Consider the following 13,718-nt stretch of genomic DNA (forward strand, 5'->3'; position numbering starts at 1 on the left):
TTAGCGTGCGCCTTGGGCCAGGCCCAGATAGTCGCGGTAGTAGCGCCCGCCCAGGTTGGTCAACACTTCATAGCCGATGGTACCGGCCATGGCTGCCACTGCGTCGACCGGATGTTCGGCGCAGATCAGGTCGACCAGGCTGCCCGGCGCGACGCGCTCTTGCGCGATGGCGCTCACATCCAGGGTGATGGAATCCATGGAAATGGCGCCGATCTGCGGCACTTTCACGCCATCGACGATGGCCAGGCCCTGGTTGCTCATGCTGCGCAGCCAGCCATCGGCATAGCCGACGGAAATAGTGGCCACCTGGCGCGCCTCGCTGGCCGTGTAGCGGCAGCTGTAGCCGACGTGCTCGCCAGCGGCAATCGTGCGTGTCTGTATGACCTTGCCTTGCAGGCGCACCACCGAGCGCAGGGGATGGGCTTCGCCGCTCTGCGGCGCAATGCCGTACAGGGCCGCACCGGGACGCACCAGCTCGAAGTGAAAATCGGGCGACAGGAAAATGCCCGAGGAATTGGCCAGGCTGGCGCGATACTGCTGCGGCAGACGGGCGCGGATGGCGCTGAAGCGGGCCAACTGCTCAGCATTCATCGGGTTGCTGGGCTCGTCGGCGCACGCCAAATGGCTCATGATGTAGTGCACGTTGATGCCGTCAAGAAAATGAGGGTCCAGCAGCCAGGCGTCGATTTCCTGCGGCGACAAGCCCATGCGCGACATGCCGCTATCGACCTGCACGATGGCGTCCAGAGTCGTGCCCAGCGCTTGTGCATGCTTGCGCCAGCCCGCCACCTGCGGCTCGCTGTTCAGCACGGGTATCAAACCATGGGCCGTGAATTCGCCTTCCGTAGCGACGGGTGGGCCGTGCAGCACGAAGATGTGTGCATCGTGCGCCACGTGCGGGCGCAGGCTGATGCCCTCTTCCAGGTGGGCCACGAAGAAATGGCGGCAGCCTTCTTCATACAGGGCCGCAGCCACTTGCGCGGCGCCCAGGCCATACGCATCGGCCTTCACCACCGCCGAGCAGGCTGCCGGGTGCGCCTTGTCGCGCAGCAAGCGGTAATTGGCGCGCACGGCGTCCAGGTCCACCGTCAGGATGGCGCCGCTACGTTCCTTCGATGGCATGCGAGCGCCCATCTCAGGCGCCCGCGTACTGCAGTTTGCCGCCGTGCTGCGCGCCGCTGTAGCGGCTGACGGACAGGTCGTCGGCCAGGATGGCCGGCTTTTTCGACGACATCAGGTCGGCCAGCAATTGCGCCGAACCGCAGGACATGGTCCAGCCCAGGGTGCCGTGGCCCGTGTTGAGGAACAGATTGCGCAGCGGCGTGCGCCCGACGATCGGCGTACCGTCCGGCGTCATCGGGCGCAATCCCGTCCAGAAGGTGGCATCGGCCGTGTCGCCACCGCCAGGGAACAGGTCATTGACAACCATTTCCAGGGTTTCGCGACGGCGCGGGTTCAGGTTCAGCTTGTAGCCGGCGATTTCCGCCATGCCGCCCACGCGGATGCGGTCATCGAAACGCGTGACGGCGATCTTGTACGTTTCATCGAGGATGGTCGACACGGGCGCCTTGGCTGCGTTGACGATAGGCACGGTGATCGAATAGCCTTTCAGCGGATACACGGGGATGTCGAGCAGCGGCTGCAGGAAGCCGGTCGAGTAAGAACCGAGGGCCACCACATAGGAATCGGCTTTGACGATTTCCGCGCCGCATTGCACTCCAGCAATTTCGTCACCGCGCGTCAGCAGCGCGTCGATCGCCACGCCATAGCGGAACTTCACGCCCAGCGCCACGGCCATTTCCGACAGGCGCGTCGTAAACAGCTGGCAATCGCCGGTTTCATCGTTGGGCAGGCGCAAGCCGCCGAACAGCTTGTCTTTGACCGCTTCGAGCGCTGGTTCGGCGCGCGACAGCTCGTTGCGCTGCAGCACTTCATACGGCACGCCTGCGTCTTTCAACACTTCGATATCCTTGGCCGCATCGTTGTATTGCTTTTCAGTACGGAACAATTGCATCGTACCCTGCTGCCGGCCTTCATATGTAATGCCGGCCTCGGCGCGCAGCACCTTGAAGCAGTCGCGGCTGTATTCAGCCAGGCGCACCATGCGTTCCTTGTTCACGGCATACGCTTCCGGTGTGCAATTGCGCAACATCTGCCACATCCATTTGAGCTGGGCGGCGCTGCCATCGAGCGAGATGGCCAGGGGCGCGTGGCGCTGCATCATCCACTTCACGGCTTTCAAGGGAATACCGGGTGCGGCCCATGGCGAAGCGTAGCCGGGCGAGATTTGCCCCGCATTCGCGAAGCTGGTTTCCAGTGCCGGGCCAGGCTGGCGGTCGATGACGGTCACCTCATGTCCTGCTTTGGCCAAATAGTAAGCACTGGTGACGCCGATAACGCCGGACCCCAGAATCACAATACGCATAGTTTCCTCAATTATATTTATGGCTAGTGCCAGATTAACGGCTATGATATTGGGAAAGAGCTAGTATTTGTTCACGTATAAATCGAGATATTCAGCAATAAATCATGAGAATCCTGAAAGAATCAGCACGCAGCCTCGACAAGCTGGATCGTCACATCCTGCGCATCCTGCAACAGGATGGACGCATCTCGATGAAAGACCTCGGTGAACAGGTAGGCCTATCCATCACGCCCTGCATCGAGCGCGTCAAGCGCATGGAGCGCGACGGCGTCATCACGGGTTACCACGCCAAGGTGAATCCGGCCGCACTGGGCGCCAAGTTGCTCGTTTTTGTAGAGATTACTCTCAATCAAAAATCCGCGTCAGCGTTCGAGCAATTCCGCCGCGAAGTGCTGCAAATTCCCGAAGTACAGGAATGCCACCTGGTGTCGGGCGACTTCGACTACCTGATCAAGGCGCGCATCCATGAAATGGCCGAATATCGCAAGCTGCTGGGCGATATGCTGCTGCAACTGCCGGGTGCCGCGCAATCGAAAAGCTATGTGGTGATGGAAGAAATCAAAGAAACCCTGGCGCTTTCGACGGACGTGTTGCAGAGCCGCTAAAAGTACCGGCGGCCGATACTGGCAGCACCGATTTGTGCGCCTTTGTATAATTTTGTAGCACATTCTCGGCCACCGACGCACACTGCCCTCACGACATCACGCCCGTCCCCTCTTTGATTGGAAGCAGTGATGCACTCTGGGAGTCCGTATGAACACTTTGATAAAACTGGCAGCTTCCTGCCTCGCGGGCCTGGCCGTGGCCATGTGCACCGCCAGTGAATACAAGGTCAACCGCGCGCCGGCCAACGGCGCCATTTATCAGAACATCACGGTGGGCAAGACCACCCGCCTCGACCTCGACGCGGCGCTGGGCAACGCCACCGTCGTCAGCTTCGACCCAGGCTATGAAGTGTGGGTCTACAAAAACCAGCTGCAAACGCCGGGCGTGACGCGGCTAATTCCCCTGCTGGGCGAAAAAGGCACGCGCGAAGTCGCTGTCGTGTTCGACCAGGCAGGCATCGTCAGGAAATTTCGCATACATGAGCCGCGCAAATAAGTCGTGCAAGTAAGTCGTGCAAGTAAGCAACGCCAATCAGCCACACCAATCAGCCTACCAAGCAAGCCATGGAGACGCGCCCGCCTCTCGACAGTCCAGGACGGGCGGCACGACTACGCGCCTACACGGACGCCTTGGCCTTGCTGCCGGAACAGCTTGCGGTAGGCCGACGGCGACGTCTGCAAGTTGGCGCGGAAATGCTGGCGCAGCGAGAGGGCGGTGCCAAAGCCGGCCTGTTGCGCCACGACCTCGATCGAGGCCGCACTTTTTTCCAGCATGCCTTGCGCATGCGCCAGACGCTGGTTCAGCAACCATTGCTTGAAAGACGTGCCCGTCGCCTGGCGGAAGTGGCGCGTAAAATTGCGTCGGCTCATGGCGGCCCGTTCAGCCAGCGCATCGATGCTGTGCGCCTGGCCCAGACTGGCGCTCACGCTAGCGAGCACCTCGGCAAAGCGCCCTTCGCTGCCAGACACGGGCAGCGGGCGCTCGATGAATTGCGCCTGTCCGCCCTGCCGGTGCGGCGCCACCAGCAAGCGACGCGCCACGCGGTTGGCCACCTCGGCGCCCGCCAGTTGGCGCAGCAGATACAAACAGCAGTCGAGGCCAGCGGCCACGCCCGCCGACGTCAGCACCGCGCCATCATCCACGTACAGCACTTCCCGGTCCACCCTGACCTTGGGGTAGCGGGCCGCCAGCCGCTGCGCCATGCCCCAGTGCGTGGCCGCGCTCTTGCCATCCAACAAGCCCGCCTGCGCCAGCGGAAACGCGCCCAGGCACAGGCCCACCATGCGCGCGCCGCGCCCACTGGCCGCCTGCAGCGCCGCGACCAGGGACGGTGCGGCATCGCGGCAATCGTCGTGCCAAGCCGGCATGATGACGATATCGGCCTCCTGCAATCCCTCCAGCCCGAACTCGGGCGTGATGCAAAAGCCGGCTGCCGTGCGCAAGGGCGCGGCATCGGCGGCGCACACGCGCACCAAGAACCGCGGCAGATCGGCTTCGTCCGGCTGGGCGCCAAACACGAGGCAAGGCACGGATAAATGAAATGGCGTCATGCCGTCGAAGGCGATCACGGCCACGCTCAAGGGAGAGGAAGATGGAGAAATAGTAGGCATGGCCCGATTTTATCTCAGAGCGGCCTTCGGGCCACTTTTTATTTTAATCATGCGGCCTGACAATGGCCTTGTCGAGGATCTGTTTCCTCTTTCACCCACTCAGGAGTACACATGTCCACCACCCCACGCCGCGCCCTGCTCGTCATCGATGTCCAAAACGAATACTTTACGGGCAACATGCTCATCGAATATCCATCGGTCGACATCTCGCTGCCCAATATCGTCACCGCCATGGCTGGCGCCCGCGCCGCCGGCGTGCCCGTTATCGTCGTCCAGCACGATGCGCCGGAAAATTCGCCCGTCTTCGCCAAGGGCAGCGAGGGCTGGCAGTTGCATCCGCTAGTGGCCGCCTTTCCCGCCGAGCACCGCATCAACAAGACCATGAGCAGTGCCTTTGCGGGTACCAACTTGCGCGCCTGGCTGGACAGCCACGGCATCGACACCTTGACGGTGAGCGGCTACATGACGCATAACTGCGACGCCGCCAGCATTTACCAGGCCGCGCACGAAGGCTTGCAGGTCGAATTGCTGCAAGACGCCAGCGGCGCCGTGCCCTACGCAAATGCGGGCGGTACGGCCAGCGCCGAGGAAATCCACCGCGTCTTCAGCACCGTGTTTCACTCCAATTTCGCCGCCGTCGTCAGCACCCAGGACTGGCTCGCTGCCGTGCGCGAAGGCAAGCCATTGGAAAAGGACAATATTTATCTGTCGAACCAGCGCGCACGCACAGCACCGGCGAGCTGACGCGCTCAGCAATGGGCGGGTATCATGCAGCCATTGCCCACTCGATCATGAACGATGCGAAAAATAACACTGTTGGGCTTAATCTCTGCGGGTATTTTTCTGCTGGCCACGACAGCGCTGGTGCTGGCGGGACTCAATGACAGGCTGGCGCCGGCCGACGTCATCGTCGTGCCGGGCAATACGATATTGCCCAATGGCACGCCCAGCCCGCGCCTGCAGGCGCGGCTCGATGCGGCCCTGGCGCAACTCCAGGCTGGACGGGTGCCGCGCATCCTCGTCAGCGGCGCTACCGGCAAGGAAGGCTTCGACGAAGCCGCGTCGATGGCCCGCTATCTGCAGTCGCGCGGCGTGCCGGCCAGCGCCATCTTCGAGGATCATCAAGGCTGGACCACGGAAGCCACGGCCCGCAATGCAGCGGCGCTGATGCGCGCGCGTGGCTGGAAGAGCGCCATGGTGGCTACGCAATACTTTCATGTGCCCCGCTTGCGCCTGGCTTTGGAACGCACCGGCATAGCCGTCAGCGGCAACGTGCACGCGCCCTATTTTGAACTGCGCGACCTGTATTCGGTGCCGCGCGAAACACTGGGCTACGCCGTGTACTTGGCGCGGCCCTGATCGCGCGTTATTGCCCGGCTCACTCGCTCCAGTCGCGCGAGCGCTCCACGGCGCGTTGCCATTTGTGCAGCCGCGTCAGGCGCTCGTCGGCCGCCATGGCCGGCTCGAAGCGGCGCCCCACCTGCCATTGCGCGGCGATTTCTTCCAGCGACTCCCAGAAACCCACGGCCAGGCCCGCCAAGTAAGCGGCGCCCAGGGCCGTCGTTTCCGTCACCACGGGACGCACCACGGGCACGTTCAAAATATCGGCCTGGAATTGCATCAGCATGTCGTTGCGGGCCGCGCCGCCATCGACGCGCAATTCCGATAGCGCGATGCCGGCGTCGTCCTGCATGGCGGACAAGACGTCGACGTTCTGGTAAGCCACGCCTTCGAGCGCCGCGCGCGCGATGTGCGCCTTGCCCGTGCCGCGCGTGATGCCGATCAGGGTGCCGCGCGCATACGGGTCCCAGTACGGTGCGCCAAGACCGGCGAACGCAGGCACGAAGACCAGGCCGCCCGAATCGGGCACGCTGGTGGCCAGCGCTTCCACTTCGGACGAGTCGCGAATGATGCCGATGCCGTCGCGCATCCATTGCACGGCAGCGCCAGCGATAAAGGCGCTGCCTTCCAGCAAGTAATCGGTTTGATTCGCATCCGGGCCCAGGCTCCAGCCCACCGTCGTCAACAAGCGGTTTTTCGATGGCAAGGGGCGCTTGCCCACATTCATCAGCATGAAGCAGCCGGTGCCGTAGGTATTTTTCGCCATGCCCGGTTGCAAACAGGCCTGGCCGAACGTGGCGGCCTGCTGGTCGCCCGCGATGCCGGCGATCGGCACGGACACGCCCAGCAATGACGCGTGCGTGTGCGCGGCCACGCCACTCGATGGCACGACCTCGGGCAGCAACGAGGCGGGAATATCGAGCAGCGCCAGCAAAGCCGTGTCCCACTGCAGAGTGTGGATGTTGAACAGCATGGTGCGCGCTGCGTTGCTGGTGTCCGTCAAATGGGCGCCGCTCATTTTGTAGATCAGCCAGCTGTCGACCGTGCCGAAAGCCAGTTCGCCGCGCTCGGCGCGCGCGCGGGCGCCCGGCACGTTATCGAGCAGCCATTTCAACTTGGTGGCGGAAAAATAGGCGTCCAGCACCAGGCCGGTCTTGCTCTGGATTAAGTCGGCCTGGCCCTGCTCGACCAGTTGCTCGCAGTAGGCGGCATTCCTGCGGTCTTGCCAGACGATGGCGTTGGCGACAGGCTCGCCCGTGGCGCGGTCCCACAGCACCGTCGTTTCGCGCTGGTTGGTCACGCCAATGGCGGCCACGTCGCAGGCGGCCACGCCACTGTCGCGCAGCACCTGCTGCAGCACGCCCTCTTGCGAGGCCCAGATCTCGCCCGCGTCATGCTCGACCCAGCCCGGCTGGGGGAAAATCTGGCGAAATTCGCGCTGCGCGCTGGCGTGCGGCCGACCCGCATGGTCGAACAGGATGGCGCGCGAACTGGTGGTGCCCTGGTCTAAAGCAAGTATGTATTTGGTCATGGTCGCTACTACGTCTATCAGTAAAAAGGGCACGGGCATAGGCCCGTGCCCCGGGAAAGCGGCGGCAGAAAACTACACGGCTACCTTACTTTGCCTTGCCTTCTTTCCATGCCTGCAACAGTTTATCGTAGGCAATCGTTTCACCCTTCGGCTTTTCATTCGCCAGCTTTTTCCATGGGGCATGCTGATCCGACAGATACTGGTTCGGGTCGCCTTTGGCATTGAGCTTGGGCGCACATGCCTTCATGCCGGCCCGCTGCAAGCGCGCCATGACCTGGTCCATTTCCTCGGCCAGGTTATCCATCGCAGCTTGCGGCGTTTTTTCCGCCGTGATGGCCGTGGCCACGTTTTTCCACCACAGTTGCGCCAGCTTAGGATAGTCGGGCACGTTGTTGCCTGTCGGCGTCCACGCTACGCGGGCTGGACTGCGGTAAAACTCGATCAAGCCGCCGTATTCGTTGGCGTGCTGCGTGAAGTAATCATGACGGATGTCGGAATCGCGTATGAAGGTCAGGCCGACAATGGATTTCTTCAGCGACACGGTTTTCGAGGTGACGAATTGCGCATACAGCCAGGCGGCAGCCTTGCGGTCATCGGGCGTGGACTTGAACAAGAACCAGGAACCGACGTCCTGGTAGCCGTTCTGCATGCCCTCTTTCCAGTACGGACCGTGCGGCGACGGTGCCATGCGCCATTTCGGCGTGCCATCCTTGTTGACCACTGGCAAGCCCGGTTTCGTCATGCCGGCCGTAAATGCCGTGTACCAAAAAATTTGCTGGGCAATTTCGCCCTGCGCCGGTACCGGCCCCGCTTCCGAGAAATTCATGCTGTTCGCCTGCGGCGGCGCGTATTTCTTCATCCAGTCGATATATTTCGTCAACGCAAAGACAGCCGCCGGCGAATTGGTGGCGCCGCCGCGCGACATCGATGCGCCCACGGGCGTGCACTTGTCGGCTGCCACTTTGATGCCCCACTCGTCGACAGGCATGCCGTTAGGAATGCCCTTGTCGGCTGCGCCAGCCATCGACAGCCAGGCATCGGTGAAGCGCCAGCCCAACGATGGATCTTTCTTGCCGTAATCCATGTGGCCATAGACTTTCTTGCCATCGAGTTCCTTCACGTCATTGGTGAAGAAGTCGGCGATGTCTTCGTAGGCGGACCAGTTTTGCGGCACGCCCAGTTCGTAGCCATACTTGGCCTTGAACTTGGCTTGCAAATCCTTGCGTGCGAACCAGTCGGCGCGGAACCAGTACAGGTTGGCGAATTGCTGGTCGGGCAGTTGGTACACCTTGCCATCGGGCGCCGTGGTGAAGCTGATGCCGATGAAATCCTTCAAGTCCAGGCCGGGATTGGTAAATTCCTTGCCCTTGGCGGCCATATAGTCGGACAGGGGCTCGACGGCGCCATAGCGATAATGCGTGCCGATCAGGTCGGAATCGGAAATCCAGCCATCATAAATACTCTTGCCCGATTGCATGGACGTTTGCAGCTTTTCCACCACATCGCCTTCCTGGATGATGTCATGGCGTACCTTGATGCCGGTGATTTCCTCGAACGCCTTGGTCAGGGTCTTCGATTCGTAGACGTGGGTATCGATGGTTTCCGAAACCACAGAAATTTCCTTGATGCCCTTGGCTTTCAGCTTGGCCGCCGCATCGATAAACCATTTCATTTCCGCAAGCTGTTGCTGCTTGCTCAAGCTCGATGGCTGGAATTCCTTGTCGATCCAGACTTGCGCCTGTTTGGCATCTGCCAGCGCCGCATTCGACACCAGCATGGCCGCAGCCGCGAAGATCGTGAACTTCAATTTCATCGTGTATCTCCTTTTATAGTTTTTACCGGCCGCCTGCTGGCAACCGGCATCCATCACCACCGGCAAGCCGGCTATCCCCACCGCATTACGATCAACATTCAACACCGGCAAGCCGGCTATCCCCAACGCATGACAATCAACAACAAGACAAAACTGATGGCAGCCCCGACGGCCTGCTGCATTTCCGTCAATCCGGCCCAGGCCAGGTTGACGTACGCCGCCGTGAGCAAGCCGATGAAGAGGCGATCACCGCGCGTGGTCGGCATGGGCAAGAAGCCCTTGCGTGCGATGCTCGGTGAACGGATTTGCCACAGCGTCATGCCGGCAAGCATCAAACCGATGCAAATGAAGAAGATGGCCACTTCCGGCGTCCAAGCCATCCAGTCGAACAGGCCGACGTTGCTCGCTGTGCTATCGATAGTATTTTCCATGTCAGACCCTTCCCATCGCAAAACCCTTGGCTATGTAATGGCGCACGAACCAGATCACCAGCGCGCCAGGCACGATGGTGAGCACGCCGGCAGCCGCCAGCACGCCCCAATCCATGCCGGCGGCCGAGACGGTGCGCGTCATGGTGGCGGCAATCGGCTTGGCATTGACGGACGTCAAGGTACGCGCCAATAACAGTTCCACCCAGCTGAACATGAAGCAGAAGAAAGCCGTCACGCCCACGCCCGACTTAATCATCGGCAAGAAGATGCGGATGAAGAAGCGGGGGAAGCTGTAGCCGTCGATATACGCGGTCTCGTCGATTTCCTTCGGCACGCCGGACATGAAGCCTTCCAGTATCCACACCGCCAGCGGCACGTTGAACACCATGTGCGCCAGCGCCACAGCCAAATGCGTATCCATCAGGCCAACGGTCGAATACAGCTGGAAAAACGGCACGAGGAAGACCGCGGGCGGCGTCATGCGGTTAGTCAGCAGCCAAAAGAACAAATGCTTGTCGCCCACAAAGTTATAGCGCGAGAAGGCATACGCGGCCGGCAAGGCCACCGTCACCGACAGCACCATGTTCAACGCCACGTACAGCATGGAATTGATGTAGCCGCTGTACCAGGAGCGGTCCGTGAAGATCGTATGGTAGTTGGCGAACGTCAGTTGCTGCGGCCACAGGCTCAGGACGCCAACGATTTCCTCGTTGGTCTTGAGCGACATATTGAGCATCCAGTAGATGGGCAACAGGGACGCCAGCAAAAAAGTGACGAGCATGGCACTGCGTATTTTCTGGTGCATCATTTCTGGTCTCCCGTACCGACGCGCTGCATCCACGTGTAGAGCACAAAGCAGAACAGCAGGATGATGAGGAAATAGATCAGTGAGAATGCCGAGGCCGGTCCCAGGTCGAACTGACCGACGGCTTTTTGCGTCAGGTATTGCGACAAAAAGGTGGTGGCATTGCCGGGGCCACCACCGGTCAGCACAAACGGTTCCGTGTAGATCATGAAACTATCCATGAAGCGCAGCAACACGGCGATCATCAGCACATTGCGCAGTTTCGGTAGCTGGATGTAGCGGAACACGGCCAGGCCGGAAGCGCCGTCGATGCGCGCCGCCTGATAATACGCGTCGGGAATGGCACGCAAACCGGCATAGCACAGCAGCGCTACCAGGGGCGTCCAATGCCAGATATCCATCACCATCACCGTCAGCCAGGCATCGAGCGAGTTGCCGCTGTAATTGTAGTTCAAGCCCAATTGATTCAGGCTGTAGCCCATCAGGCCGATGTCGCCGCGGCCAAAGATTTGCCAGATGGTGCCCACCACGTTCCAGGGAATCAGCAAGGGCAGCGCGATCAGCACCAGCGCCAGCGACGCCTTCCAGCCATCGGCCGGCATGCACAGGGCGATCAAAATGCCCAGCGGAATCTGGATCGCCAGCACGCAGCCGGAAAACAGCAGTTGGCGCAGCAAGGCGCTGTGCAAGTCGCCGTCGAGCATGACCATGCGGAACCATTCGGTACCCACAAATACCTTTTGCGTGGGGCTCAGGATATCCTGCACGGAATAATTCACTACCGTCATCAGCGGCAGGATGGCGGAAAAAGCCACGCACAGCAGTACGGGCAGGATCAATAGCCAGGCGCGGCGGTTGTTATCGGTTTTACCGTTATGTATCATCATGCCACCCGCTTATCGTTGACGTAGAACAAAGTGCGTTGCACGGGGAAACGCAGCCGCACAGCTTCGCCAGGCTGGACATCGATGGCGCGCAGCTTGGCCGCCACCGTGGCGCTGCCCAGCTGGAATTGGGCCAGGAAATGCGTGCCCATGTTGCGCACCGCAATGACGCTGGCAGCGAGCGTATCGCCGCCCCCCTCGCTGGCCTCGCCCTGGCGCAGGCATTCGACGAATTCGGGCCGCACGCCCAGCGTGATGTTGCCTTGCGCGCCAGACAAGGCCGCGCGCGCCGCAGCGGACAGCGCCAGCGGCTGCCCTGCTACCCGCGCCACGCCATCGTCCAGCGTGCAATCGAGCAAGTTCATGCCCGGGTTGCCGATGAAATAGCCGACAAACGTGTGCTCCGGCTCTTCGAACAAGGCTTGCGCGCTGCCCGTCTGTACCACTTCGCCCTGGGTCATGACGACCACCTGGTCGGCAAAGGTCAACGCTTCCACCTGGTCGTGCGTGACGTAAATCAAGGACAGCTTCAATTCGTGGTGGATTTCCTTCAATTTCCGGCGCAACAGCCATTTTAAGTGCGGGTCGATCACCGTCAGCGGTTCGTCGAACAGCACGGCCGCCACGTCGGGACGCACGAGGCCGCGTCCCAGCGAAATCTTTTGCTTGGCGTCGACGGACAAGCCGCTGGCGCGCATTTTCAAGTCACTCGTCAATTCCAGCATCTGCGCCACCTGTTGCACGCGCTTTTTGACCTCGCTCTCTTTCCAGCCGCGATTGCGCAGCGGAAACGCCAGGTTGTCATGCACGGTCATGGTGTCGTAGATGACGGGAAACTGGAACACTTGCGCAATATTGCGCGCTTCGGTGGGCAGTTGCGTCACATCCTTGCCGTCGAACAACACCTTGCCGTGCGATGGCTTCACCAGGCCGGAGATGATATTGAGCAAGGTCGTCTTGCCGCAGCCCGACGGCCCCAGCAAGGCGTAGGCGCCGCCGTCATGCCAGGTCATGCTCATGGGCCGCAGCGCATAGTCGGCCGGTGCCGTCGGGTTCGGTTTGTAGGCATGCGCCAGGTCGATCAGTTCGATACGCGCCATATCAAGCTCCTGCCTGTAACGACGCAGCGGCGCCCGGAGCGACGGCTCCCGGCGCGACGGCGCCCGGAGCAAACAGCAAGCCACCATCGCTGGCGAAGATCAGCAAAGCATGCGGCTGGCAATACACGGTGCAAGCGCTGCCGATCTCCAGATTGTGCACGCCGCCCAGCTGCGCCACCAGGGCCAGTTCGCCGCGGCGCGCATGCACATAGGTTTCCGAGCCGCTGATTTCCGCCAAGTCCACCTGCGCCGCGATGGCCACGTCGGCGTCGGACTGGGGCGACAAATGCAGGCTGTGCGCGCGCACGCCAAGGATCACGTCGCAGCTGTTACCGAGGCAGGCGCGCTGCGCGCCGCTCAAGTGAATCGCCAAGCCATCGGCGGCCTGCGCCACGCCGGCCGCATCCACGCGCGCGGGGATCAGGTTGATCGGCGGGTCGCTGAAAGTGCGCGCCACGGCGATGGAATTGGGGGCATTGAAGACGTCCAGGGTCGGCCCTTGCTGCAGCAAGCGCCCCTCGTGCAGCACGGCCACGTGGCCGCCCAGCTGCAGCGCTTCCAGCGGTTCCGTGGTGGCGTACACGACCGTCGTGCTGCCGCTGGAAAACAGTTCCGTCAGTTCGCGGCGTAATTCTTCGCGCAGTTTGTAATCGAGGTTGACCAACGGCTCGTCGAGCAGCAACAGCGAGGCATCCTTGATCAGGGCTCGCCCGAGCGCCGTGCGCTGCTGCTGGCCGCCCGACAATTCCCCTGGCGTGCGCTGCAAATACGGCGTGATGTGCAGGCGCTCGGCCAGCGCCTGCACTTTCGCGCGTATCTCGTCCTCGGGCACTTTGCGCAAGCGCAAAGGCGAGGCGATATTGTCGTACACGGTGAAGGCCGGATAGTTGATGAATTGCTGGTATACCATGGCCAGGTTGCGGCGGCTGACGGGCACGCCCGTCACATCGACGCCATCGGCGGTGACCGTGCCCCCGCTGGGCTTGTCCAGGCCCGCCATCACGCGCATCAAGGTCGTCTTGCCGGCACGCGTGGTGCCCAGCAAGACGTTGATGGCGCCCGGCACCAAGGCCAGCGACATCGGATATAAAAAGTCATCAGCACCCTGCTTCCTGCTGATCTTGTCCAGTACCAATTGCACGCGCTTCTCCTCCAGTGATGGTTTCTTATTC

At 61.5% G+C, this 13,718-nt stretch carries 14 protein-coding genes; 4 read left to right on the forward strand and 10 right to left on the reverse strand.

All coding sequences use genetic code 11. The features are described 5' to 3' along the window. Positions 1 to 1,122: an alanine racemase gene (alr, locus tag H4V96_RS13515; RefSeq protein ID WP_280721001.1), complete on the reverse strand. Its 1,122-nt coding sequence runs from the start codon at positions 1,120 to 1,122 to the stop codon at positions 1 to 3. Between the two features lie 13 nt (positions 1,123 to 1,135). Next, on the reverse strand, positions 1,136 to 2,425 hold the full coding sequence (locus tag H4V96_RS13520; RefSeq protein WP_196855581.1) for a D-amino acid dehydrogenase: 1,290 nt from the start codon (positions 2,423 to 2,425) through the stop codon (positions 1,136 to 1,138). Positions 2,426 to 2,529: 104 nt separating this feature from the next. On the opposite strand from H4V96_RS13520, the gene H4V96_RS13525 reads away from it, so the two are divergent. Next, positions 2,530 to 3,030, forward strand: a complete 501-nt coding sequence (locus H4V96_RS13525; protein WP_010399323.1) for an Lrp/AsnC ligand binding domain-containing protein — start codon at positions 2,530 to 2,532, stop codon at positions 3,028 to 3,030. 148 nt (positions 3,031 to 3,178) lie between these two features. Continuing rightward, positions 3,179 to 3,526 (forward strand): hypothetical protein, encoded by a 348-nt coding sequence (locus H4V96_RS13530; protein WP_010399325.1) that lies wholly within the window; start codon positions 3,179 to 3,181, stop codon positions 3,524 to 3,526. A 113-nt stretch (positions 3,527 to 3,639) separates the two neighbouring features. On the opposite strand, the gene H4V96_RS13535 is transcribed toward H4V96_RS13530, so the two are convergent. Continuing rightward, on the reverse strand, positions 3,640 to 4,641 hold the full coding sequence (locus H4V96_RS13535; protein ID WP_196855580.1) for a helix-turn-helix domain-containing protein: 1,002 nt from the start codon (positions 4,639 to 4,641) through the stop codon (positions 3,640 to 3,642). 111 nt (positions 4,642 to 4,752) lie between these two features. On the opposite strand from H4V96_RS13535, the gene H4V96_RS13540 reads away from it, so the two are divergent. Continuing rightward, entirely contained in the window at positions 4,753 to 5,385 is a 633-nt protein-coding gene (locus H4V96_RS13540) for a cysteine hydrolase family protein (protein WP_196855579.1), read from the forward strand. Positions 5,386 to 5,457: 72 nt separating this feature from the next. After that, positions 5,458 to 6,000: a YdcF family protein gene (locus H4V96_RS13545; protein WP_196855578.1), complete on the forward strand. Its 543-nt coding sequence runs from the start codon at positions 5,458 to 5,460 to the stop codon at positions 5,998 to 6,000. Positions 6,001 to 6,019: 19 nt separating this feature from the next. Here the strand turns inward: H4V96_RS13545 and glpK are convergent, their stop codons facing one another. The 7 genes from glpK to H4V96_RS13580 all read right to left on the reverse strand — a co-directional run bounded on the left by glpK (position 6,020) and on the right by H4V96_RS13580 (position 13,687). Beyond that, positions 6,020 to 7,513, reverse strand: a complete 1,494-nt coding sequence (gene glpK, locus H4V96_RS13550) for a glycerol kinase GlpK (protein ID WP_196855577.1) — start codon at positions 7,511 to 7,513, stop codon at positions 6,020 to 6,022. Between the two features lie 85 nt (positions 7,514 to 7,598). Further along, positions 7,599 to 9,326: an extracellular solute-binding protein gene (locus H4V96_RS13555; RefSeq protein ID WP_010399333.1), complete on the reverse strand. Its 1,728-nt coding sequence runs from the start codon at positions 9,324 to 9,326 to the stop codon at positions 7,599 to 7,601. Positions 9,327 to 9,442: 116 nt separating this feature from the next. Next, the gene (locus H4V96_RS13560) at positions 9,443 to 9,718 is read right to left on the reverse strand and encodes a DUF2160 domain-containing protein (protein WP_029496506.1); all 276 of its coding nucleotides are present in this window, start codon (positions 9,716 to 9,718) and stop codon (positions 9,443 to 9,445) included. Between the two features lie 40 nt (positions 9,719 to 9,758). Then, positions 9,759 to 10,565: a carbohydrate ABC transporter permease gene (locus tag H4V96_RS13565; protein ID WP_043462158.1), complete on the reverse strand. Its 807-nt coding sequence runs from the start codon at positions 10,563 to 10,565 to the stop codon at positions 9,759 to 9,761. Further along, entirely contained in the window at positions 10,562 to 11,449 is an 888-nt protein-coding gene (locus tag H4V96_RS13570) for a sugar ABC transporter permease (protein WP_010399342.1), read from the reverse strand. Before H4V96_RS13570 ends, H4V96_RS13565 begins: the two co-directional genes overlap by 4 nt. After that, entirely contained in the window at positions 11,446 to 12,546 is a 1,101-nt protein-coding gene (locus H4V96_RS13575) for an ABC transporter ATP-binding protein (RefSeq protein ID WP_010399344.1), read from the reverse strand. Before H4V96_RS13575 ends, H4V96_RS13570 begins: the two co-directional genes overlap by 4 nt. A gap of 1 nt (position 12,547) precedes the next feature. Next, positions 12,548 to 13,687, reverse strand: coding sequence for an ABC transporter ATP-binding protein (locus H4V96_RS13580; protein ID WP_196855576.1), 1,140 nt, complete (start codon positions 13,685 to 13,687; stop codon positions 12,548 to 12,550). Positions 13,688 to 13,718 lie beyond the last annotated feature (31 nt).

It is taken from the genome of Janthinobacterium sp. CG_23.4, from assembly GCF_029892305.1.
In the GTDB taxonomy this organism is placed as follows: Bacteria; Pseudomonadota; Gammaproteobacteria; order Burkholderiales; family Burkholderiaceae_D; genus Janthinobacterium; species Janthinobacterium lividum_D.